Genomic DNA, 21,146 nt, shown 5'->3' on the forward strand with positions numbered 1-21,146 from the left:
GAGGGTTCTCTGGAGGCCCCCCATCGCAGATGCAAATTCTCTTCACCAGCAGGTTCCGAGAATCTTATTCGTTAAAATCCAAGCCAGTTGGAACCGGGACGGATGACAATCGGATGACGCCCAACCCCGAGAGGAGTCGTCCGACTAGTACACGTCAGCCTGGAAGCGGCCGGTCTTCTTGAGCTCGGCGACGAAGCTGACGGCTTCATCGGTCGAACGTGCCCCGAACTGCGCGACGATGTCGACCAGCGCGCGCTCGACGTCCTTGGCCATGCGCTTGGCATCGCCGCAGATGTAGAGATGCGCGCCCTCGGCGAGCCAGGTCCACAATTCGCGGCCAACCTCGCGCATGCGGTCCTGCACGTAAAACTTCTTCTCGCCGTCGCGCGACCAGGCCAGCGACAGACGCGTCAGAAGCCCTGAGGTCTTCATGGCGTTGAGCTCGTCCTGATAGAAGAAGTCGCAATCGCTGCGCTGATGGCCGAAGAACAGCCAGTTCTTGCCGGGCGCGCCGGTCGCCTTGCGGTCGAACAGGAAGGCGCGGAACGGCGCGATGCCGGTGCCGGGACCGACCATGATAATCGGCGTCTTCGGATCTTGCGGCAGGCCGAAATTGTGCGCCTTCTGCACATAGACCTTGAGCTTCTCGCCTTCGTTGATCCGCTCGCCGAGGAAGGTCGAGGCGACGCCGAGCCGCCTGCGCTTGCCGATGACGTAGCGCACCGAGTCCACCGTCAGTGACAGCTTTCCCGGCGTCGCATTGTGCGAGGACGAGATCGAGTAGAGCCGCGGCTGCAGCGGCTCCAGCGCCTCGACGAAGGCCTCGGGATGCGGCCGCGTGCCGGAAAACTTCTGCAGTGCCGCCATCACGTCGAGCGTCGCGGCATCCCCATCGGGATCCTCTCCCTGCGCCAGCGCCCGCGCCTTCTCGCGCTGCGCGCCGCCGGTGATGAAGGAGATCAGCTCGAACAGAGTGTCGGGCGCCGGCGACAGCGAGACGTCGTCGATCAGCACCTCGCGCAGCGTCTTGCCGTTGACTTTGGTCGTGTGGGAGGCGCCGAGCAGCGCGATGATCTGGTCGACGAGGCCGACGTCGTTGCGCGGGAAGACGCCAAAACTGTCACCAACGACATAGTCGAGCTTGCCCTCGGAGAGATCGAACTCGATGTGATAGGTCTCCTTCTCCGACTTGCCCTTGTTGAGAAGACGGCGCGACAGGAAGGTCGCCTGGATCGGATTGTCCCGCGAGCGGCCGGGCTCTGCGATCGTCACGGTCACAGCCGGCGCCGGAGCGCCGGCCTTGTCGGTGCTCTTGTCGGTGGTCTTGGCCGCGGGCGCCTTGTCGAGCTCCTCGTACAGCGATTTCAGCATCCGCGCGGTTTCCTTGCCGCCGGGGACGCACAGATTGAGCCGCGCTTCGCTACGGCTCGCGATTGCTTCCGAATAATCGTGGCAATTGTAGCCGCACTGGCCGCAATCCTGCTGTGCCATCGCCGCCATCATCTTGCGGCGCAAGGGACGGCCTTCGGCAAGCTTCATCCGCTCGGCGATCGGCATGGTCTGGTCGTGCCACGGCGCTTCGCCGTCGTCGCCGTCACCGGCCTGCATGACGGCGGCGCCCTGCTCTGCCGACAGCGGCGTTGCGACGTCAGGCGACAAAAGCCCGGCAAAGAAGCCGTTCAGCCAGGAGCGCTGCGCATCCGAGAACGGGGCGCTGGCGGGGATGATATCGAGTTTCGGCGGAGGCGTGATCTGGTTCATGCGGACACCTGTGCATCGGCAAGCTTGCGCAGCGTTTCGCCGTCATGGCGGCGCGCGAAGGAGAGGAAGGTTTCGTCGGGCGAGGCGCGGTGGGCGAGATAGGCCTTGAGCAGCGCCTCGACCGTCTTCGGCGCGTCCTCGGCCTTGAGGTCGTGATAGACCTCCTGCCCGACATCGGCGTCGGGGCCGAACCCGCCGCCAGTGAAGAGGTGATAGCCCTCGACGGTGTCCTCCTCGTTCACGGGCACGCGCGCGCCGATCAGTCCGATGTCGCTGATGTAATGCTGCGCGCAGGAATGATGGCAGCCGGTCAGGTGGATGTTCACCGGCTTGTCCATCGCGACGCGCGGCTCGCACCAGTCGCCGATCTCGGCGGCATTGCGCTTGGTGTTGGACGCCGCGAAGCGGCAGCCGGCATTGCCGGTGCACGCGATCAGGCCGGCGCGGATGTGCGAGGCCTCGACCGCGAGCCCGATCTGCTTGATCGCGGCAATGGCGAGCTCGACATTCGCGTCGCGCACGCCCGAGATCAACAGGTTCTGCCAGACCGTGAGCCGGATCTCGCCGTCACCGAGATCCTGCGCCACTTTGGCGAGGCCCCGCATCTGATCGGAGGTGAGCTTGCCGAGCGTCAGCGATACGCCGATCCAGTTGAGGCCGTCCTGCTTCTGCTTGTGCACGCCGATATGGGCCATGCGGTCCGCCGCGGGCCGCGGCGCGAACGCCTCTTCCGGCACGCGCGTGAACGGCGTCTTCAACCGCTCCTCGACCAGCTTGAGGAAGCCGTCATGGCCCATCGCGTCGAGCACGTATTTAAGCCGTGCCTTGTTGCGGTTGGTGCGGTCGCCATGCTCGATGAACACGCGCACGATGGCGTCGGCGACGGCGGTCGCCTGCTCCGGCTTGACGATGATGCCGGAATATTTCGCAAAGTCTTTGTGACCGGTGATGCCGCCGAGGCCGAGCCGGAACCAGACGCCGGGCTCGACGCCGAAACCGTCCTTTACCTCATAGGCCGTGAAGGCGATGTCGTTGGTCTCTTCAAGCACCGCGATCCGGCCGGCGCCGTCGAAGGCGACGTTGAACTTGCGCGGCAAACCGTAGAGCGAGCGGTCGTTGAGGATGTGGTAGTGCCACTCGCGGGCATAGGGCCGCGTGTCGATGATTTCCTGCGGATCGATGCCGGCGGTCGGCGTTCCCGTCACGTTGCGGATGTTGTCGGCGCCGGAGCCGCGCGAGCACAGGCCGAGCTCCTGGATGCCCTCGATCATTCTGATCGCGTGCTTCGGCGGGATCTCGCGCAGCTGGAGATTGGCGCGCGTCGTCACGTGGCTGTAGGGGCCGCAGAGCTCGTCGGCGAGATCGGCAAGGCCCGACAGCTGCCAATGCTTCATGATGCCGTTCGGGATGCGCAGGCGGCACATGTAGGAGTCCTGCGTCGGCGCGACATAGAAGATGCCGTAATAGCGCCAGCGGAAATTGTCCGCCGGGCTCGGCGGGGTGTTGTCGAGGGCCTGCTGGCGCAGCCGCGGATAGGCGTCGAAGGGGTGCTCGTCGCGCTTGACCTTCTCCTGATCGGCGAGCTTCTTGCCCGATGCGATCACCTTGTCCTGCGCCTTGATGTGCACGGCATCGGGACCCACAGGCTCGGCATTCGCCTTGCCGCTGCCGCCACCAAGGCCGCGGCCGACGCGGCTGATCTGCAGGCCGGTCGTGAAGCCTTCGAGATAGCGTTTCTGCTCGTCGGTAAAGTCGACTGAGACCGTATCGATTTTCATGGTGTGTAACGAAGCTCCTGCGGCCACCTTCGGTGGCTTCGACGGATTGCGCGACCCGCGAGGAACGTCACGCTGGCTCAGGAGCCGGCTTCGTCACTCGCGGTCCGATCAGCTTCGTTGCTGCGGGACTTGGCTCAGCAGGCACCTATGACAAGCTGGCCGCAGCGCAACATTCAAGTTGCGTGCCAGCTTGGTCGAAATAAAAACCAATGAAGTTTCAGATGATTAGGACGTCACCCGCAAACTGCCGGATTGGGAACTCTCCCGAAATACGAGCAGCCAGCTCAAACATTAGCCAAGGATCTTAGTTGCTCAAAAGCGAGGCAACCGCGAATCAGGCCTTCCAGCGCCCGACCCCGAAGGCCTCGAGATGCCCGCGGATATCGGCGGGGTCGAAGACCGGACCGGCAAAGGCGCCGAACGCTGCGGGAGCCTCAGGCGGCGCCCTGTTGCCAAGCGCCGCGTCGTAGAGATCGGGCCTGAACACCGCCATCGCCGTCTTGACCCCGTCAGGGGTGAGCGCCGTTTGGCCCCAGCGCACCATCTGCGCATAGAGCCAGGCGGCCTGGACCGGATCCGGCCGCCCTGCCCCTTCGCGTCCGACCAGCAGGTAGCGGCCGCTTTCGCGGAAGGTGCCATCGGGCGAGATCTTCAGGCGCCCGGTGAGGGTGCGTTGGATGACCTCGGCGTCGACGCCGATCCGTTCGGGTTGCGCCAGGATCTGCGCCGCCTCGGTCCGGTTCTCGGGATGCTCGATGAACTCGGCGGCCTTCACGGCTGCCCGCACCAGGGCTGCAACCACGTCCGGGTTCTTGTCGGCCCAGGTCTGGCGGATCGCCAGCACCTTCTCCGCCGCACGGACCAGAATGTCGGCGACGAAATGCAGGATATGGCCGATACCGAGATCGACCGCGACCGAGTTCCAGGGCGCGCCAACGCAGAACGCATCGACATGGCCGTTCTTCAGACTGTCGACCATGTAGGGCGGCGGCAGCACCACGAGGCGCACGTCCTCGTCGGGATCGACGCCCGCCGCCGCCATCCAGAACCGCAATTGATAATTGTGGGTGGAGAACGGGAAGGTCATGCCGAAGGTGAGCGGCTCGGCCCCTGCCGTGCGGCGCTTGGCAACCACCTTCGCCAGCGCTTTCGCCGTCGCCATCGGGTCGAAGCGATCGCCGTCGATCTCCTCCATCAGCGCGGCATGGAGCGCCGGCGACACCGTGATGGCATTGCCGTTGATGCCGAGATTGAAGGCCGCGGCGATCGGCACCTTGACGTGACCGAGGCCGAGCGAGGACGCGATCGCCACCGGCGCGAGCAGATGCGCGGCATCGAACAGGCCGATATTGAGCTTGTCGCGGACGTTGGACCAGGAGACCTCGCGCACCAGCTCGACCTCGAGCCCCTCGGCGGCGGCAAAGCCCTTGTCGATCGCGACGATCAGCGCGGCGGCATCGACCAGCGGAATGAACCCGATGCGGAGGGGGACGGTCATTTCAGCATCTCCGACGCGGTGATGATCGACTGCGCGATCTCGCCGATTTTCTTCTTCTCGCGCATCGCGGTGGAGCGCAGCAGCACATAGGCCTCGTCCTCGGTCAGGCCCTTCACCTTCATCAGAATGCCCTTGGCGCGCTCGATGATCTTGCGGTCCTCGAGCTGCGACTTGGTGCGCTCCAGTTCCTCCTGGAGCTTGGCGAAGGCGTTGAAACGGGACACGCAAAGGTCGAGGATCGGCTTGATGCGCTCCTTCTTCAGCCCGTCGACGATATAGGCCGACACCCCCGCCTCGACCGAGGCCTGGATCGAGGCTGAATCGCTCTGGTCGACGAACATGGCGACCGGCCGCTTCACCGCGCGGCTGACCTGGAACATCGCCTCCAGCACGTCGCGGCTGGGGTTTTCGAGATCGATCACGATGATGTCGGGGTCCGCCGCATAAATACGGGCCAGCAGGCTCTGCATCTCGCTGATATGGACGACTTGGGTAAACCCGGCCTCGCGCAATCCCTCCTCCAGGATCGCGGCCCGGATCGGGCTTTCGTCGACGATCACGATTTTGGGCGACTGTTCGGCGCTCATGGCTCACTCACGGCAGCTGATTCATCCATAGCACGCCGGATCGCCCTGCAAAGGGTTGTAATTATGGGCAATTGGGACTAGCTCAGGCCGGTCAATCAGGCAGATTAGATATGGATCAGACGGCTGCGCCCAAGGTCAGCTTCGGGTCGCTCGGGTGTCCCTGACACGACGAATGTAAACTCTCCGTGCCGCCCTCCCGCAAGAAAACGCTCGCGCAGCCTTCAGCTGCGAAGCAGAACTCATGCTCTCACGGAATCTTCGCGCCAACGATCATCTTGTCGAGAAGTGGCACCGCGGCCAGCACCGCCGCCTCAGTGCGGCCGGAGACTGCTAGCCGCACGACGTAGGAATTGCCGTCCTTGTCGAGATCAGCGTAATGCGCGATCACTTCAACCGGCTGGTCCTTCAGGGATGGATTGTCGTAGCGGTTGATGACGACCTTGGGGTTGACCGAGGGAAGCGTAGCTGATCTTGGCATTCTTGCCGGATGTCGTCGCCCAATCGCTATCGCTCGTTGCGATCCATTGAACCAGTTCGGTGCGGTCCTCGTTATAGCGGCCTTCGGCATAGATGATTGCTTCTGCTTTACCGAATGTCTTCCCTTTGGGAACGAACATCGATGCGCCGTATTTGAGACTCGCGGCCTCATCCCTCGTCCACCCGTCGGGTGCCTTCACGCGAGGCCTGAATTCCGGACACAATCGTTCCTGCCGATCGCAGACATGGATGATCTTGTCGACTTCAGCGCGGGCCGGAAACATGGCGCCATAGGAAACGGTGACGAAAGCCAAGCCGAAGATGAAGCGGCGCATAGTGGTTAAGCTCCGTGAAATCAAGCAAGAAACCGAATAACAACCAAAACGGGCGTGTTCGAGCAATTCACCTCGGATCCTCCACTCGCTCGATCCGAAGAGCTTCCAGACCAGGAACCGTCAGTCAGTAATACCGTCGCTGGTGACTGGCCGATCACGCCAACTACGCGCGCGTACTGCTTTAGCCGCGCGCCGCATACGTTAGTTGTTGAATTTCGCCATCGGTTCAATTACTTGGATCGCAAATCCAGACAATTCAGATAGGCTCCAGGCGATTACATGGACAGAGCGCCGCGCATTTCATTCACGTCACTCGGGTGTCCCAAGGCCTTAGTGGATTCCGAGCGCATCATCACGCGGCTGCGCGCGGAGGGCTATGAGCTCGCCCGCAAGCATGACGGGGCGGACATCGTCATCGTCAACACCTGTGGCTTCCTCGACAGCGCCAAGCAGGAATCGCTCTCGGCGATCGGCGAGGCCATGGCCGAGAACGGCAAGGTGATCGTGACCGGCTGCATGGGCGCGGAACCGGAAGCGATCGAGCAGGCCTATCCGGGCGTGCTGTCCATCACCGGCCCGCAGCAATATGAGAGCGTGCTGGACGCCGTGCACCGCGCGCTGCCGCCGGCGCACAATCCGCATTTCGACCTGGTGCCGCCGCAGGGCATCAAGCTGACCCCGCGCCACTACGCCTATCTGAAGATTTCAGAGGGCTGCAACAACCGCTGCACCTTCTGCATCATTCCGAAGCTGCGCGGCGACCTCGTCTCGCGCCCCGCCGATGACGTGCTGCGCGAGGCCGAGCGCCTCGTCGGCGCCGGCGTCAAAGAGCTCCTGGTGATCTCGCAGGACACCTCAGCCTACGGCGTCGATCTCAAATATGCCGAGAGCCCGTGGAAGGACCGCCAGGTCCGCGCCAAATTCCTCGACCTCGCGCGCGAGCTCGGCGAGTTGGGAGCCTGGGTCCGGCTGCAATATGTCTACCCCTACCCGCATGTCGACGAGGTCATCGCGCTGATGACGCAAGGCAAGGTGCTGCCCTATCTCGACATTCCGTTCCAGCATGCGAGCCCCGAGGTCCTGAAGGCGATGAAACGCCCGGCGGCGCAGGACAAGACGCTGGCGCGGATCAAGCGCTGGCGTGAGGAATGTCCCGATCTCGCCTTGCGCTCGACCTTCATCGTCGGCTTCCCCGGCGAAACCGATTCCGATTTCGCCTATCTGCTCGACTGGCTGGACGAGGCCGAGATCGACCGCGTCGGCTGCTTCAAATACGAGCCGGTCGCCGGCGCCACCTCGAACGCGATCGAGAACCCCGTGCCGGAAGAGGTCAAGCAGGAGCGCTACAATGCGCTGATGGCCCGGCAGCAGAAGATCTCTGCGCGCCGGCTGAAGCGCAAGGTCGGCACGCGCCAGCAGGTCATCATCGACGAGGTCGGCCCGACGGTGGCCAAGGGCCGCTCCAAGGCCGATGCGCCCGAGATCGACGGCGCAGTCTATCTCTCCAGCCGCCGTCCCTTGCGTGTCGGCGAGATCGTCACGGCGAAGATCGAGCGCGCCGACGCATACGATCTGCACGGCAGCGTCGCGGGATTCTGAACGCGTTCCGTCATTGCGAGCGTAGCGAAGCAATCCAGAATCCCTCCGCGGGAACAGTCTGGATTGCTTCGCTACGCTCGCAATGACAGTGTGGAGACAATCACGCCAGCCATTTCGGCACCCAGCGCTCCGGCCTTGGTGCACGGGCGAGATCGGCTTTCGCCTCGGAGAGCAATGCCGGTTCGCCGTCGATGGTCGGGCGCGCATCGTATTCGAAGCTCGGCATGACGCGGCCGTCGGCGTAGAGGCCGAACCTCATCGCATACCATAACCCGAGCTCAGGCTGAGCCTTCCACATCTGTTCGCGCAGCTCGCGCAGCAGGGATTCGATAGAAGCCGCTTCCTCGAACGGCTGCGGCCCGCGCGTCAGCACGCGCGCTTGGTATTGCTTGCCGACGATTGCGACCTCGAAACGCGTCTTATCCCAGGCATTCTTGCCCTTGGGCAGATGGGCGGCCAGCCGCCAGCCGAGTTCGGCCATCATGCGATGGTTAGCCCAATAGTCCTCGCGGTCCCGGCTCCATTTTTCCATGAAGCCGCGGAAATCAGGCAGCTCCGGGGGCCCGTCGTCACAGGCCGCCTTGTCGCCAACGGGCTGTCCAGCGAGCCATTGCGCAAGTTCGACGGTCTGAGGCTCGACTTCGTCATGCGGCTTCAGATCGCTCCAGGCCCTGTCGAATTGCTGCGACGTCAGCCTCGTCAGCAGCGCATCGAGGCTCGGCGCCAGCAATTCGTAGTCACCCTCGGATCCCAGCCCGACGATCGGTGGATTGTCACGATCAAGACCCGCGCCATACCAGCCGCCGACGGCCGAGCCGTCAGGCAGGCGCATGAACAGCGAGAACCGGTCGCGCAAGGAACTGCCGTCGACGATCGGCGCGGAGTCCGAGAATTGGCCCTGCAGCGAGAAGCAGCCGACGCTGCCCCAGGGACGCCCCTTCAGCCAGGCCGCAAAGTCGACCAGCAGCGGCGGCGCCTCGATGCCAGGCGGAAACGCGCCGCGAATGCTGTCGAGGTCGATCGGATAGGGCGTATCGGACAAGGCTTTGAGCTATCTGGTTGGTCCCGCCTTCTTGGTCTGGGCGGTGATGCATTCGGTTCGAACCAAGTCGCGTCCTTCGATCACAAACGCGCTAGAGGCGCAATGGTTTCGACGCGAGAAACAATGAAACACGATGAAACGTCAGGGATTCTCCTCAAGCTGTCCGCACTCGGCCTGACGATAACCCTGCTCGCGCTGCCGGCCCCCGCCGACGCGCGATCACCATCCACCGCGCAGGCCCGCCAGTGGTGCTTCGCAAACGACGGCGGAGGCAGTGACGACCGGCGCTTCGCCGGCTGCTCGGCCCTGCTCAAGGCCAATCCCGACGATGTGCACGCGCTCGCCAATCGCGGCGAAATGTTTCGGCGACGTGGCGAGCCCGAGCGCGCCGTGGCGGATTTCAGCCGTGCCATCGACCTCGGTGCGAAGGATCCCGACATCCTGTACAATCGCGGCATCGCCAATGACGATCTCGGCGACGCCGATCGCGCCATTGCCGACTACACGCGCGCCATTCGGCTGAACGCCCGCGACCCGCTCTATTTCAACAACCGAGGCAACTCCTACATTCACAAGAACGCTTACGAGCTCGCGATGGCCGACTACGATCGGGCCATCAAGCTCGATCCGAAATTCGCGCTCGCCTATTTCAATCGCGGCACCGCCTTCAGCAACCACGGCGACGATGCGCGTGCACTTGCGGACTTTAATCTGTCGATCAAGTTCGACCCGAACTACGGGCCGGCCTACGGCAACCGCGCCCGCATTTATCGCGACCGCGGCGACCGCCCCCGAGCGCTGGCCGATTTCGCCAAATCGGTCGATCTCAGTCCGAACAACGACCGCGACTACTATGCGCGCGCGAACATGTATTTCGATACGCACGATTATGCGCTGGCACTCGACGATTACGACCGCTCCATCAGAGCGAATGCGAACCGCGCGGACGTGTTCAATTCGCGCTGCTTCACCCGCGCGATCGTCGGCCGTCTGCAGGAGGCGCTGGCCGATTGCGAGCAGTCGCTCAAGATGGCTCCCAACGATGCCTACACGCTGGACAGCCGCGCCCTTGCCCATCTCAAGCTCGGCAACCTCGACGCGGCGATCGCCGATTACGATGCCGCGCTGAGCATCAAGCCGGGGCTCGACGGCTCGCTCTACGGCCGCGGACTGGCGAAGCGCAAGAACGGTGACAGCGAAGGCGCCGAGCGCGACATCGCGGCCGCAAAGGCGATCAACGCCGGCATCGCCGATGTGTTCTCGCACTATGGCGTGGAGTAAGCGTCACGTTAGGAATGTGACACTATAATGCATTCACGCAGCGGTCACGGACTCGGCCTAACTCTGCCCGCGTCTTCAGCGCGAGCGAGGAATGAGGATGAGCCGCCTCTCGGACATGCTGCGCACGCAGCGCTTCGACGATTACCGCTTCTACCACCAAAGCACCGTCAACCAGACGCTGCACCTGATCAGCGCCGTCATCTTCCTCGGCTGCTATGCCCTGCTGTTCAAGGACCCTGCTCTCGCCGGCATCGTCGGCTGGCTCGCGATGCTGACGCGGCAGACCGGGCATTTCTTCTTCGAGCCGAACGGCTATGACGCCGTCAACGACGTCAGCAACCACTACAAGGAAGCGGTCAAGGTCGGCTACAACCAGACCCGCAAGATCGTGCTGCTGCTGGTCTGGGGCAGTGCGCCGCTGGCGCTGTTCGCCTTTCCGACGCTGTTCGGATTGTTCGATGCGCCGGCGTCCCGCCTCGATTTCGTCCGGCATGTCGGCGCGCTCTGGCTCGCCATCGGCATCGGCGGCGGACTTGCGCGCATGCTGCAGCTCTTCGCCACCCGCGACGTCACCACGGGCTTGGTCTGGGTGTTCAAGGTGCTGACCGACCCCTTCCACAACATCGCGCTGTACTGGAATTCGCCGCTCAAGCTGCTGCGGGGCGAGCTGATCGACACCGCAATCGCGGATGCGGATTGGGGCGATGCAGAGGCCGAGGAAGCCGCGCACCCGACCTGACCGATGCACGCTCGGCGTGCATCTTGAAAAAAGCCTGCTTGACAAGTCCTGCCATTCGGCTGTACGGACCCGCCCCATGATCAACGCCCGGACCAACCAGCGCACCGAAATGCTCCGCCGTCGCTCCCGCGACAACGAGAGGGTGCGCCATGTCCGAGGACGCCGCTGAACCACTGAATTCAGCTAGTTTTCGAGAAAGGCCGCACCCGCAAGGTGCGGCCTTTCTGCTTTTTGCGCCCTTTTTTCCACCCGCCTCCAGAGGAGTACGACATGACCACGCATCCGTATGACGCGCTGATGGACATCACCGCACGGCCCAAGACCGTGTTCGTCCGCGGCGCCGGCTCCTACCTCTGGGACGACAGCCGCAAGCGCTATCTCGATTTCGTGCAGGGCTGGGCCGTGAACTGTCTCGGCCATTCCCCGCCCGCGATCGCCGACGCGCTCGCAGCTCAGGCCAAGCGGCTGCTGACGCCGAGCCCGGCCTTCTACAACGAGCCGAGCCTCAAGCTGGCGCAGGCGCTGGTCGAGCACAGCGCGTTCGATCAAGTGTTCTTCGCCAATTCGGGCGCTGAAGCCAACGAAGGCGCGATCAAGCTCGCGCGCAAATATGGCAGCCTGCACAAAGGCGGCGCGTTCGAGATCATCAGCTTCGAAGGCGGCTTCCACGGCCGAACGCTGGCGACGATGTCGGCTTCAGGCAAGAAAGCGTTCGAGCCGCTGTTCGAGCCGAAGGTCGCGGGCTTCAAGAAGGCCAAGCTGAACGACATCGGCTCGGTCGAAGCTCTGATCAACGCCAACACCGTCGCCGTGATGCTCGAGCCGATCCAGGGTGAATCCGGCGTGTGGCCTGCGACCGATCAGTTCCTGCAGCAGCTGCGCGCGCTGACCGAAGCGCACGGCCTCCTGCTTATTTTCGACGAGATCCAGACCGGCATGGGACGGACCGGAAAGCTCTTCCATTATGAGCACACGGCGATTGCGCCCGACATCATGACGCTCGGCAAGGGCATCGGCGGCGGCGTGCCGCTCGCGGCCCTGCTCGCGAGCGAACGCGCCTCATGCTTCGAGCACGGCGATCAGGGCGGCACGTTCAACGGCAACCCGATCATGTGCGCGGCGGGCCTCGCGGTGCTCGAGGAGGTCAAGAAGCCCGACTTCCTGAAACAGGTCGCCGAGACCGGCCTCCTGCTCGAAAGCGAACTGCAGAAGGTCTCGGCCCGGCATGGCCTCGGTGGCGTGCGCGGACGCGGCCTGTTGCTCGCGCTCGATTTCAAGCTGCCGATCGCACCCGGCATCGTCGCGCAGGCGTTCGAGGCCGGCGTGCTGCTGAACGCCCCGCAGGTCGACAGCTTGCGCTTCATGCCGGCGCTGAACGTCACGAAGGAAGAGATCGCCGAGATGATCGAATGTCTCGACGCGATCTTGACCAAGGCCGGCGCGGCAAGACGCGTCGCGTAGTGCTGTAGGGCGGGCAAAGCGAAGCGTGCCCACCATTTTTCACCGCAATGAAGATGGTGGGCACGGCGCTCCGCGCCTTTGCCCACCCTACGAAACCGCCGATGCCGAAAGAGCTACGGCTTCAAGATCGAAGCCCCCGTCGTCTTGCGGCTTTCGAGATCGATATGCGCCTTGGCGGCGTCCTTGAGCGCGTAGGCGTGGTTGATCGGCACGTGCAGCTTGCCGTTAATGACCGCGGCGAACAGGGTGTCGGCGCCTTCGAGCAGTTCCTTGCGCGTGCCGACATAATCGTTGAGCTTCGGTCGCGTCGCGAACAGCGAGCCGTGATTGTTGAGCTCGGCAATCGCGAATGGCGGCACGGGGCCCGAAGCATTGCCGAACGAGACGAACATGCCGCGCGGCTTCAGGCAGGACAGCGAGCCCGGGAACGTCGCCTTGCCGACGCCGTCATAGACGACGTCGCAGCCCTCGTTACGGCTGATCTGCTTCACGCGCGCAACGAAATCCTCCTCGTTGTAGAGGATGACGTGATCGCAGCCATTGGCCTCCGCAAGCTCGGCCTTCTCGCGCGAGCCGACGGTGCCGATGACATGCGCGCCAAGCGCCCTCGCCCACTGGCAGGCGAGCAGGCCGATGCCGCCGGCGGCGGCGTGGACCAGCACGCGATGATGCGGCTCGACCTTGAAGGTCTTGTGCAGGAGATACCAGACCGTCAGCCCCTTCAACATCAGCACGGCACCCTGCTCGTAGGTGATGTGATCGGGCAGTTTGACCAGCTTCTCCCAGGGGATGTTGCGCTCGCCGGTATAGGCGCCGAGATTGTGGTAATAGGCGACGCGGTCGCCGGGATGAAAATTCGTCACGCCTGGCCCGACCGCGACCACCTCGCCGGAGGCCTCATTGCCGGCGATGAAGGGCAGCCCCGGCGCCTTGTAGAGGCCGGTGCGGTAATAGACGTCGATGAAGTTGAGGCCGACCGCGTGCTGGCGGATGCGCACCTCGCCGGGCCCGGGCGCCGGCACGTCGACGCTCTCATAGACCAGGGCTTCGGGGCCTCCGACCTTGTGCACACGGATGGCTTTCGTCATCACCTGACCTCCTCTTCGTGCGGCTGAGCGAAAGCTATCGCGCCCGCCTTGTCAACTCGACGCCGACTGGAACGACCCAACGCGACTACTTGGCGGCTTTCCGGCGGTTGCGCCTGGCCAGCACGTTGAAGAACTCCACCGCCGCCGAGAACGCTATTGCGAAATAGATGTAGCCGCGCGGAATGTGGAAGTGGAATCCGTCCGCAACCAGCGCGACGCCGATCAACACCAGGAAGGCCAGTGCCAGCATCTTGGTGGTCGGATGCTCCGCGACGAATCGCGCCACCGGACCCGCCGAAACGTACATGACCGCGCATGCGATCACGACCGCCGCGATCATGATCTTGATGTCCTCGGCCATGCCGATCGCAGTGATGATCGAGTCCAGCGAGAACACGATGTCGATGATCACGATCTGGACGATCACCCAGACGAAGGCGCTGCCTGTGGAGTCCTTCTCGCTCGCGTCGTGATCGGATTCGACCTCGCCGTGAATCTCATGTGTGGCCTTGGCGATCAGGAAGAGGCCGCCGCCGATCAGGATGAGATCGCGCCAGGAAAAAGCATAGCCCTGAATCGAGAGCACCGGAGCGGTCAGGCCGATCAGCCAGACCAGGAGACTGAGCAGGATGAGGCGAAAGACCAGTGCCAGCGCAAGCCCGATCTGGCGGGCGCGCTGCGCCGGTTTCTCGGGAAGGCGCGAGACGAGCACCGAGATGAAGATGACGTTGTCGATGCCGAGCACGATCTCGAGCGCCGTCAAGGTGAGCAGCGCGGCCCAGGCTTCCGGGCTGGTCAGCAGCTCCATCACGCCGATAATCTCGCCAGGGATTTCGCCAACCGGATCAAGGCATCGCTGAAGCTGATCCAGAGCGCGATGGCGCAGAGCACGACGGTCACCCCGGTGCCGACGCGAAAATCCATTTGCAGCGTGTAGAAGGCGAGCAGCGCCCAGACCGCGATCAGCGACATCGTCAGCCAGCGCAGCCGCACCACCCTGACAGGGTGCAGCACATGGAAAGGCACGAACGTCAGCACGACCAGCGCGGCGACCAGCAGCGTCGCCCACAGCGGCGGCCAATGCAGCAGGAACAGATAGAACGCGGCCGCGTTCCAAAGCGCCGGGAAGCCGCGGAAATGATTGTCGTCGGCCTTCATGCGCTGGTCGGCGAAATACAACGCGCTGGTGACGATGATGGCGATGCCGAGCAAGGGAGCCGCTACCGGCAGCAGCATGCCGCTCGCGACGATCGCATAGGCCGGCACGAAGACATAGGTGCAGAAGTCGACCACGAGATCGAGCACGTCGCCCGACCAGTTGGGCTGCACGTTCTTGACGTCGAGCCGCCGCGCGATCGGCCCGTCGATCGCGTCGATGATCAGGGCGACGCCCAGCCATTGAAACATCGCCGCCCAGTGCTCGCGCACGGCCTCCAGCATCGCCAGGAGCGCGATTGCCGCGCCGAAGGCGGTGAAGATGTGTACCGAGAAGGCTGCGGCGCGGATCACCGGTCTCGGCTTCAGGGAATCCTGCTGAATATCCATGGCTTCTGCTATCAGAATGCGACCGGTTTGCACATCCGCCATTGCGGCGCACGATCGCAAAATTCGCCATAAAATCAGGGAAATATAGGTGGGCTTGAATTTGCCGCCCGGCGTGTCAAATGTCGTTCCATGGTAGACGCATCGACACTCCATGACGCGGCCGTGATCGGCGGCGGACCTGCCGGCCTTGCCGCGGCGATCGCCCTGGCGCAGGCGGGTGCCCGGACCGCACTGGTGGCGCGCCGCGTTTCCTATGCCGACAATCGCACCACCGCATTGCTCGGCGCCTCCATCGATCTACTGGAAGGCCTCGACGTCTGGTCGCGCTGCAGGGACAAGGCGGCTGCGCTGGAAGTCATGCGCCTCGTCGACGACACCGGCCGGCTGTTCCGCAGCCCCGAGGTGCGCTTCTCCTGTCACGAAATCGGCCTCGATGCGTTTGGCTACAATATCGACAACCGCTCGCTGATGCTGGCGCTGGAAGCGCGCGCGGCCGAGCTGCCCAATCTCGTCCGCTTCGACGACGAGGCCGAAAGCGTCGTCATCGAGGCCGACGACGTCGCGCTGCGCACGGCGTCCGGACAGTTTCTCTCGGCGCGCCTCGTGGTCGGCGCCGACGGCCGGCACTCGCTGTGCCGCGAGGCTGCTGGCATCGCCGTGACTCGGCGCGAGCTGAACCAGACTGCGCTGACCTTCAACATCAGCCATGCCCGGCCGCATCGCAACGTCTCGACCGAGTTCCACACGCCGCACGGGCCTTGCGTGTTCGTGCCCCTGCCCGGCGACCGCTCCAGCATCGTCTGGGTCGCAGCGCCTGCGGAGGCTGAACGGCTGCGCGGCTTGAGCGACGAGGCGCTGTCGGCGGCGATCGAGAAACAGTCGCATTCGATCCTGGGACGGATGAATGTGGAGCCTGGCCGCAACCTGTTCCCGCTCGCGATCGAGCGTCCGAAATGCTTCGGCCGCGACCGTATCGCGCTGGTCGGCGAAGCCGCCCATGTGGTGCCGCCGATCGGCGCCCAGGGCCTCAATCTCGGCCTGCGCGATGCCGCCGACATTGCCCGGCTCGCGGGCGAGGCCATCGCCGCGGGACAGGATCCCGGCGCCGACGATGTGCTCAAGCGCTATGACCGCGCGCGGCGTCCGGACATCTTGAGCCGTACCTTTGCGATCGACATCGCCAACCGCTCCTTGCTCAACGACTTCCTGCCGCTCCAGCCCGTCCGCGCCGTCGGCATGCACCTCCTCGGCGCCATCGGCCCGCTCCGGCGCTTCGCCATGCGCGAAGGCCTGACGCCGACCTGGCGCAGGTAGCTCCGAAGCGCGTTAGGTTGGACGACTTCACCGCTGGCTCGGTGCAATCTCTCCCGCTTGCGGGGGAGGTCGGCGCGAAGCGCCGGGTGGGGGCTCTCTCCGCGACGGGATTTTTTCTGCACTCTCGACAATCCCGACGCGGAGAGAGCCCTCTCCCCGACCCTCTCCCGCAAGCGGGAGAGGGAGCGCACCGGCCCGCGGAAGAGATCAAGCCAATCTCATCACCATCAAGGAAACGCCAACCGTCCCGTCTGGATCGCCCACATCACGCTGGTCAGCGTGACCACCGAGGCGAAGGTGCCGAGCGGCACCGCGACGGAGGCGGACTCGATCCAGGCATCGTTCTGCCGGGCGATGACGAACACGTTGAGCGCCGGCGGCAGCGCGGCCATCAGCACGGCGGTGGCGGCCCAGGGCTGCGCGAACGGGCCGAACGCCAGCATCAGGGCGAACGCCGCGAGCGGATGGATCAGCAGCTTGACCGCGATCACGCCCGGCACCTCCCACGGCACCCGATCGAACGGGCGGAGCGCCACGGTCACGCCGAGCACGAACAGCGCGGTCGGCGCGGCCGCGTTCTGCAGGAAGGTGATGGTGCGGTCGAGCGCGACCGGCAGCTCGATATGCAGCGCCGCCACCGCCGCGCCGAAGCAAGCCGACATGATCAGCGGATTGAGCACGATCTGCTTCAGCACGACGCCGAAAGCATGGACGAGCGAGGGATGGTCGCGGTCGGAAAGCTCGATCAAGAGCGGCACGATCGTGAACAGGAAGATGCTGTCGCAGCAGAAGATCAGCGCGGTCGGCGCAGCCGCCTTCGGCCCCAGCACCGCAAGTGCGAGGCCCGGGCCCATATAGCCGATATTGCCGTAGCCGCCGGAGAGGCCCGCGAGCGTCGCTTCGCGCAGCGTCAGCCGTCCGAATAGCTTGCCGACCACCAGCGCCAGCGTGAATGCCGCGACCGTCGAGAGCGTCGTCGCCACCAGGAACGGCGGGTTATTCAATTCCGAAAACGGCGTCTTCGACATGATCGCAAACAGCAGCGCCGGCAGCGACACGTAGAGCAGGAAGAAGTTCATCCAGGCGAGCCCCGATTCCGGGATGGACTTGACCTTCCCGCAAGCGAAACCGACGAAGATCAAGCCGAAATAAGGCAGCGCCAGATTGAGGATATCGACCATTGCTGAAGTTTTTTCTGAAGGCTTGGGGGCTATCCGCCCCGGAGACGAAGGTTAATTCCAGCTGAGGGCACTAGCATCGGCCACAATCCTGGTCTATCGACGGGGGATGATTAAAGCGCGGACCGCCAAATTCCAGATCGGACAGGTCGTTCGCCACCGGATCTTCTCGTTCCGGGGGGTGATTTTCGACATCGATCCGGAATTCAACAACACCGAGGAATGGTGGTTGTCGATTCCCGAGGAAGTGCGGCCCCACAAGGACCAGCCGTTCTATCACCTGCTCGCGGAGAACGCGGAATCCGAATACGTCGCCTATGTCTCGGAGCAGAACCTGTTGCCGGACGATTCCGGCGAGCCGGTCCGGCATTCCCAGGTCGCCGAGATCTTCGTCAAGGACAAGGCCGGCGGCTATCGCCCGCGCAATCCCTCGCTGAACTGATCGTCGTGATCGTCGGCCAGCAAAAAAGGCGCTCGAACCGAGCGCCTTTTTCACGTCCGGGATTTGCTCCCGATTACTTCTGACCGGTCGGAGCCGCGCCCGGTGCGCCACCACCCTGCTGCTCGAGCTTCTTGCGCTGCTCTTCGGCCTTCTTCTGCAGCTCTTCCTGCAGCTTCTTCTGGGTTTCCTCGAACACCTTCGGATCGGTCGGCGGACCGTCATAGGCCTTCTGGAATTCGCCGGCGAGCGGCAGCGGCAGCGTCAGCGGCGCGCCGTTGGCATTGATCGCCTGGACAACGAGATTCTGGCCCTTCTTCATGTTGTTGATGAGCTCGGGCGTGGCCTCGTAGTCGGACATGCAGCCGTTCTGGAAGCAGATCACATAGGGCTGCTGCAGCGGCGCGTTGCTGTCGACGATGATGCGGGTGCCGTGCACGAGCTGCATGCCGAGCGGCAGCGTCACGCGCAGGATCTTCTTGGGCTCGCCTTCCGGCTCGATGATCACGGCCGCGATGACCGGCTGGCCCGATTCGATACGGCCGTCCTTGCCGGTGAAGCAGACCTGCTTGGCATTGGCGTCCTGGCCCTTGAGGCAGAACTTGGTCCAGGGCGCATAGATCAGCTGGATCTGCTGATCGGCGGGCTGAGCTGCACCCTGCTGCGGGGCGCCTTGCTGCGGGGGAGCCTGCGGGGATGCTGCGGGCGCCGGAGCCTTGGGAGCTGCCTTGGGAGCAGCCGCCTTCGGAGCCGGGGCCGGGGAGGCCTTGGGCGCGGCGGGGGCGCCGGGGGCCGGCGCAGGGGTCTGGGCCTCGGCGGCAAACGGAACGGCCAACGCCGTCGCCGTCAACAGGGCGAGAAGTCGCCCGCGCGGCCGGACGGACGCGGCCAAGTAACGGAAATTCATTGCGGAAAACCCTTTCTGAACGGGAAGTGCCCGAACCGCTCCGAAGCGCCGAACCTGGCCGCCTTGGGCGCGGCTCTCTCCCCGTCAATTGAGGCGGATAAGTGACGGTCTCGACGCTCTTGCGCGATTGGGTGCCTTCTTAACGTGGCCGACGAAAAGATCAATGCCGACAAGCGTCTTTGGCCGGTCTGGCGCGAAAGCCCCATCAAATTCCCTGTGATAAGATTCGCCCGACGGTCCTCGAATCACCTTGTGCCGATGTTCATGTTCCAGCGCCTCTTCGAGGGCCCCGGCCTCCGCCTCTATACGCTTGCCCTTGCCCTTGCCCTTGCGCTTGCCGGGATGCTGTCGGCAGGCACCGCCGCGGCCGAGGAGGCCCACGCGATCGCCATGCACGGCAAGCCGGCGATGCCCGCCGACTTCAGCCACATGCCCTACGCCGACCCCGATGCCCCCAAGGGCGGCCGTCTGACCTGGGGCATTCTCGGCACCTTCGACAGCCTCAATCCCTTCATCGTGAGGGGATTGGCGGTGCAGCCGGTCCGCAACTATGTGGTCGAGAGCCTGCTGGCGCGCGGGCAGGACGAGCCGTTCACGCTTTACGGCCTGCTCGCCAGGACCGTCGAAACCAATGACGAGCGAAGCTTCGTCACCTTCCGTCTCGATCCTCGCGCCCGCTTCTCCGACGGCAAGCCGGTCACGGCCGAGGACGTGCTGTTCTCCTGGCAGTTGCTGCGCGACCGCGGCCGCCCCAATCACCGGCAATACTACGGCAAGGTCGCCAAGGCCCAAGCGCCCGATCCCCTCACCGTCCGATTCGACTTGACAGGCGCCAACGACCGCGAGCTGCCGCTAATTCTCGGCCTGATGCCGATCCTGCCGAAGCACGCCATCGACGTCGCGACCTTCGAGGAAACGACGCTGACGGCGCCGATTGGCTCAGGCCCCTATCGCGTCACCGCGGTGAAGCCCGGCGCCAGCGTGACACTCACGCGCAATCCCGATTATTGGGGCCGCAACCTCGCCATCAATCGCGGGCTCTACAATTTCGACGAGATCCGGCTCGACTATTTTCGCGAGGCCAACGGGCAGTTCGAGGCGTTCAAGCGCGGCCTCTACGATTTCCGCGTTGAGCACGAGCCGCTGCGCTGGCACGACGGCTACGATTTTCCAGCCGCCAAAAGCGGCGAGGTGATCCGCGACACCGTCAAGCCCGGCCTGCCGCAGCCGTCCGAATTCCTGGTGTTCAACACCCGCCGTCCTGTCTTCGCCGACATCCGCGTGCGGCAGGCTCTGACGCTGCTGCTCGATTTCGAGCTGGTCAACCGCAGCTATTTCTTCGGGCTCTATTCGCGCGTGGCCGGCTATTTCGCCGGCTCGGAGCTATCAGCCTATGGCAAGCCTGCGGATGCGCGCGAGCGTGAGCTGCTCAAACCGTTCGCCGCACGGATTCCGCCCGACATCCTGGACGGCAGCTACCGCCTGCCGGTCACTGACGGATCAGGCCGCGACCGCACCACGCTGCGCGCCGCGCTGAAGCTGCTGTCGCAGGCCGGCTACGATCTCGACGGCACCGTGCTGCGCAATCGCGCGACCAAGAGCCCCTTCACCTTCGAGATCATGGTCACGACGCGCGACCAGGAGCGCATCGCGCTCGCCTTCCAGCGCGACCTCAGACGCGCCGGCATCGAGGCCAGCGTGCGCTCGGTCGATCCCGTGCAATTCGACCAGCGCCGGCTCGCCTACGAGTTCGACATGATCCAGAACCGCTGGGACCAGTCGCTGTCGCCCGGCAACGAGCAGTACTTCTATTGGGGCAGTGCGGCGGCGGACAATCCGGGCACCCGCAACTACATGGGCGCGAGGGATCCCGCCGTCGATGCCATGATCGCCGCCCTGCTCGAGGCCCGTGAACATACGGATTTCGTTGCGGCGGTGCGCGCGCTCGACCGCGCGCTGATCGCGGGCTTCTATACAATCCCGCTGTTTAACGTATCGGAGCAATGGATCGCGCGCTGGAATCGGATAGAACGGCCTAAGATCACCTCGCTCTCGGGCTATTTGCCGGAGACCTGGTGGTCGAAGGGGCAGCCGCAAGCTCATCAAGCGAAGTGACG

19 protein-coding genes are annotated in these 21,146 nt (G+C 64.3%); 7 read left to right on the forward strand and 12 right to left on the reverse strand.

Going from position 1 to position 21,146, the window contains the following annotated elements; all coding sequences use genetic code 11:
* Positions 1–144: 144 nt before the first annotated feature.
* The 6 genes from N2605_RS17290 to N2605_RS17315 all read right to left on the reverse strand — a co-directional run bounded on the left by N2605_RS17290 (position 145) and on the right by N2605_RS17315 (position 6,436).
* On the reverse strand, positions 145–1,761 hold the full coding sequence (locus tag N2605_RS17290; protein WP_036012449.1) for a sulfite reductase subunit alpha: 1,617 nt from the start codon (positions 1,759–1,761) through the stop codon (positions 145–147).
* Positions 1,758–3,539, reverse strand: coding sequence for a NirA family protein (locus N2605_RS17295; protein ID WP_260347305.1), 1,782 nt, complete (start codon positions 3,537–3,539; stop codon positions 1,758–1,760). Before N2605_RS17295 ends, N2605_RS17290 begins: the two co-directional genes overlap by 4 nt.
* 334 nt (positions 3,540–3,873) lie before the next feature.
* Entirely contained in the window at positions 3,874–5,037 is a 1,164-nt protein-coding gene (locus tag N2605_RS17300; protein ID WP_260347306.1) for a CmpA/NrtA family ABC transporter substrate-binding protein, read from the reverse strand.
* Positions 5,034–5,624, reverse strand: coding sequence for an ANTAR domain-containing response regulator (locus N2605_RS17305; RefSeq protein ID WP_036012463.1), 591 nt, complete (start codon positions 5,622–5,624; stop codon positions 5,034–5,036). The genes N2605_RS17300 and N2605_RS17305 overlap by 4 nt, the downstream gene beginning before the upstream one ends.
* A 247-nt stretch (positions 5,625–5,871) precedes the next feature.
* Positions 5,872–6,102, reverse strand: a complete 231-nt coding sequence (locus N2605_RS17310; protein ID WP_260347307.1) for a hypothetical protein — start codon at positions 6,100–6,102, stop codon at positions 5,872–5,874.
* Entirely contained in the window at positions 6,014–6,436 is a 423-nt protein-coding gene (locus tag N2605_RS17315) for a hypothetical protein (RefSeq protein ID WP_260347308.1), read from the reverse strand. Before N2605_RS17315 ends, N2605_RS17310 begins: the two co-directional genes overlap by 89 nt.
* Before the next feature lie 279 nt (positions 6,437–6,715).
* Here N2605_RS17315 and rimO point away from each other — a divergent pair, with 279 nt between their 5' ends.
* Positions 6,716–8,035 (forward strand): 30S ribosomal protein S12 methylthiotransferase RimO, encoded by a 1,320-nt coding sequence (gene rimO, locus N2605_RS17320; protein ID WP_225148730.1) that lies wholly within the window; start codon positions 6,716–6,718, stop codon positions 8,033–8,035.
* Positions 8,036–8,135: 100 nt separating this feature from the next.
* Here rimO and N2605_RS17325 read toward each other — a convergent pair whose 3' ends face one another.
* Entirely contained in the window at positions 8,136–9,077 is a 942-nt protein-coding gene (locus tag N2605_RS17325) for a hypothetical protein (protein ID WP_057029232.1), read from the reverse strand.
* Positions 9,078–9,200: 123 nt separating this feature from the next.
* Between N2605_RS17325 and N2605_RS17330 the strand changes: the two genes are divergently transcribed.
* The 3 genes from N2605_RS17330 to N2605_RS17340 all read left to right on the forward strand — a co-directional run bounded on the left by N2605_RS17330 (position 9,201) and on the right by N2605_RS17340 (position 12,558).
* Positions 9,201–10,358: a tetratricopeptide repeat protein gene (locus tag N2605_RS17330; protein ID WP_260347309.1), complete on the forward strand. Its 1,158-nt coding sequence runs from the start codon at positions 9,201–9,203 to the stop codon at positions 10,356–10,358.
* A 97-nt stretch (positions 10,359–10,455) separates the two neighbouring features.
* Positions 10,456–11,097 (forward strand): hypothetical protein, encoded by a 642-nt coding sequence (locus tag N2605_RS17335; protein ID WP_225148727.1) that lies wholly within the window; start codon positions 10,456–10,458, stop codon positions 11,095–11,097.
* A gap of 270 nt (positions 11,098–11,367) precedes the next feature.
* Positions 11,368–12,558: an acetylornithine transaminase gene (locus N2605_RS17340; RefSeq protein ID WP_260347310.1), complete on the forward strand. Its 1,191-nt coding sequence runs from the start codon at positions 11,368–11,370 to the stop codon at positions 12,556–12,558.
* 113 nt (positions 12,559–12,671) lie between these two features.
* Here the strand turns inward: N2605_RS17340 and N2605_RS17345 are convergent, their stop codons facing one another.
* The 3 genes from N2605_RS17345 to pcsA all read right to left on the reverse strand — a co-directional run bounded on the left by N2605_RS17345 (position 12,672) and on the right by pcsA (position 15,233).
* On the reverse strand, positions 12,672–13,646 hold the full coding sequence (locus tag N2605_RS17345) for a quinone oxidoreductase family protein (RefSeq protein WP_036012480.1): 975 nt from the start codon (positions 13,644–13,646) through the stop codon (positions 12,672–12,674).
* A gap of 85 nt (positions 13,647–13,731) precedes the next feature.
* Positions 13,732–14,457 (reverse strand): TerC family protein, encoded by a 726-nt coding sequence (locus N2605_RS17350; protein ID WP_036028109.1) that lies wholly within the window; start codon positions 14,455–14,457, stop codon positions 13,732–13,734.
* Positions 14,454–15,233 carry a phosphatidylcholine synthase gene (gene pcsA / locus N2605_RS17355; RefSeq protein WP_036012484.1) on the reverse strand — a complete coding sequence of 260 codons (780 nt, stop codon included), beginning with the start codon at positions 15,231–15,233 and terminating at the stop codon, positions 14,454–14,456. The genes N2605_RS17350 and pcsA overlap by 4 nt, the downstream gene beginning before the upstream one ends.
* An 87-nt stretch (positions 15,234–15,320) precedes the next feature.
* Here pcsA and N2605_RS17360 point away from each other — a divergent pair, with 87 nt between their 5' ends.
* Positions 15,321–16,505, forward strand: a complete 1,185-nt coding sequence (locus N2605_RS17360; RefSeq protein WP_036028110.1) for a UbiH/UbiF family hydroxylase — start codon at positions 15,321–15,323, stop codon at positions 16,503–16,505.
* A 227-nt stretch (positions 16,506–16,732) separates the two neighbouring features.
* Here N2605_RS17360 and N2605_RS17365 read toward each other — a convergent pair whose 3' ends face one another.
* A complete protein-coding gene (locus N2605_RS17365) occupies positions 16,733–17,686 on the reverse strand; it encodes an AEC family transporter (RefSeq protein WP_260347311.1) in 954 nt (317 codons plus the stop codon).
* A 106-nt stretch (positions 17,687–17,792) separates the two neighbouring features.
* Between N2605_RS17365 and hspQ the strand changes: the two genes are divergently transcribed.
* Positions 17,793–18,125: a heat shock protein HspQ gene (hspQ, locus tag N2605_RS17370; protein ID WP_024341905.1), complete on the forward strand. Its 333-nt coding sequence runs from the start codon at positions 17,793–17,795 to the stop codon at positions 18,123–18,125.
* Between the two features lie 73 nt (positions 18,126–18,198).
* Here hspQ and N2605_RS17375 read toward each other — a convergent pair whose 3' ends face one another.
* Positions 18,199–19,029: an invasion associated locus B family protein gene (locus tag N2605_RS17375; RefSeq protein ID WP_036012492.1), complete on the reverse strand. Its 831-nt coding sequence runs from the start codon at positions 19,027–19,029 to the stop codon at positions 18,199–18,201.
* Between the two features lie 258 nt (positions 19,030–19,287).
* On the opposite strand from N2605_RS17375, the gene N2605_RS17380 reads away from it, so the two are divergent.
* Positions 19,288–21,144 carry an extracellular solute-binding protein gene (locus tag N2605_RS17380; protein WP_260347453.1) on the forward strand — a complete coding sequence of 619 codons (1,857 nt, stop codon included), beginning with the start codon at positions 19,288–19,290 and terminating at the stop codon, positions 21,142–21,144.
* Positions 21,145–21,146 lie beyond the last annotated feature (2 nt).

This window comes from Bradyrhizobium yuanmingense, assembly GCF_025200905.1.
In the GTDB taxonomy this organism is placed as follows: domain Bacteria; phylum Pseudomonadota; class Alphaproteobacteria; order Rhizobiales; family Xanthobacteraceae; genus Bradyrhizobium; species Bradyrhizobium yuanmingense.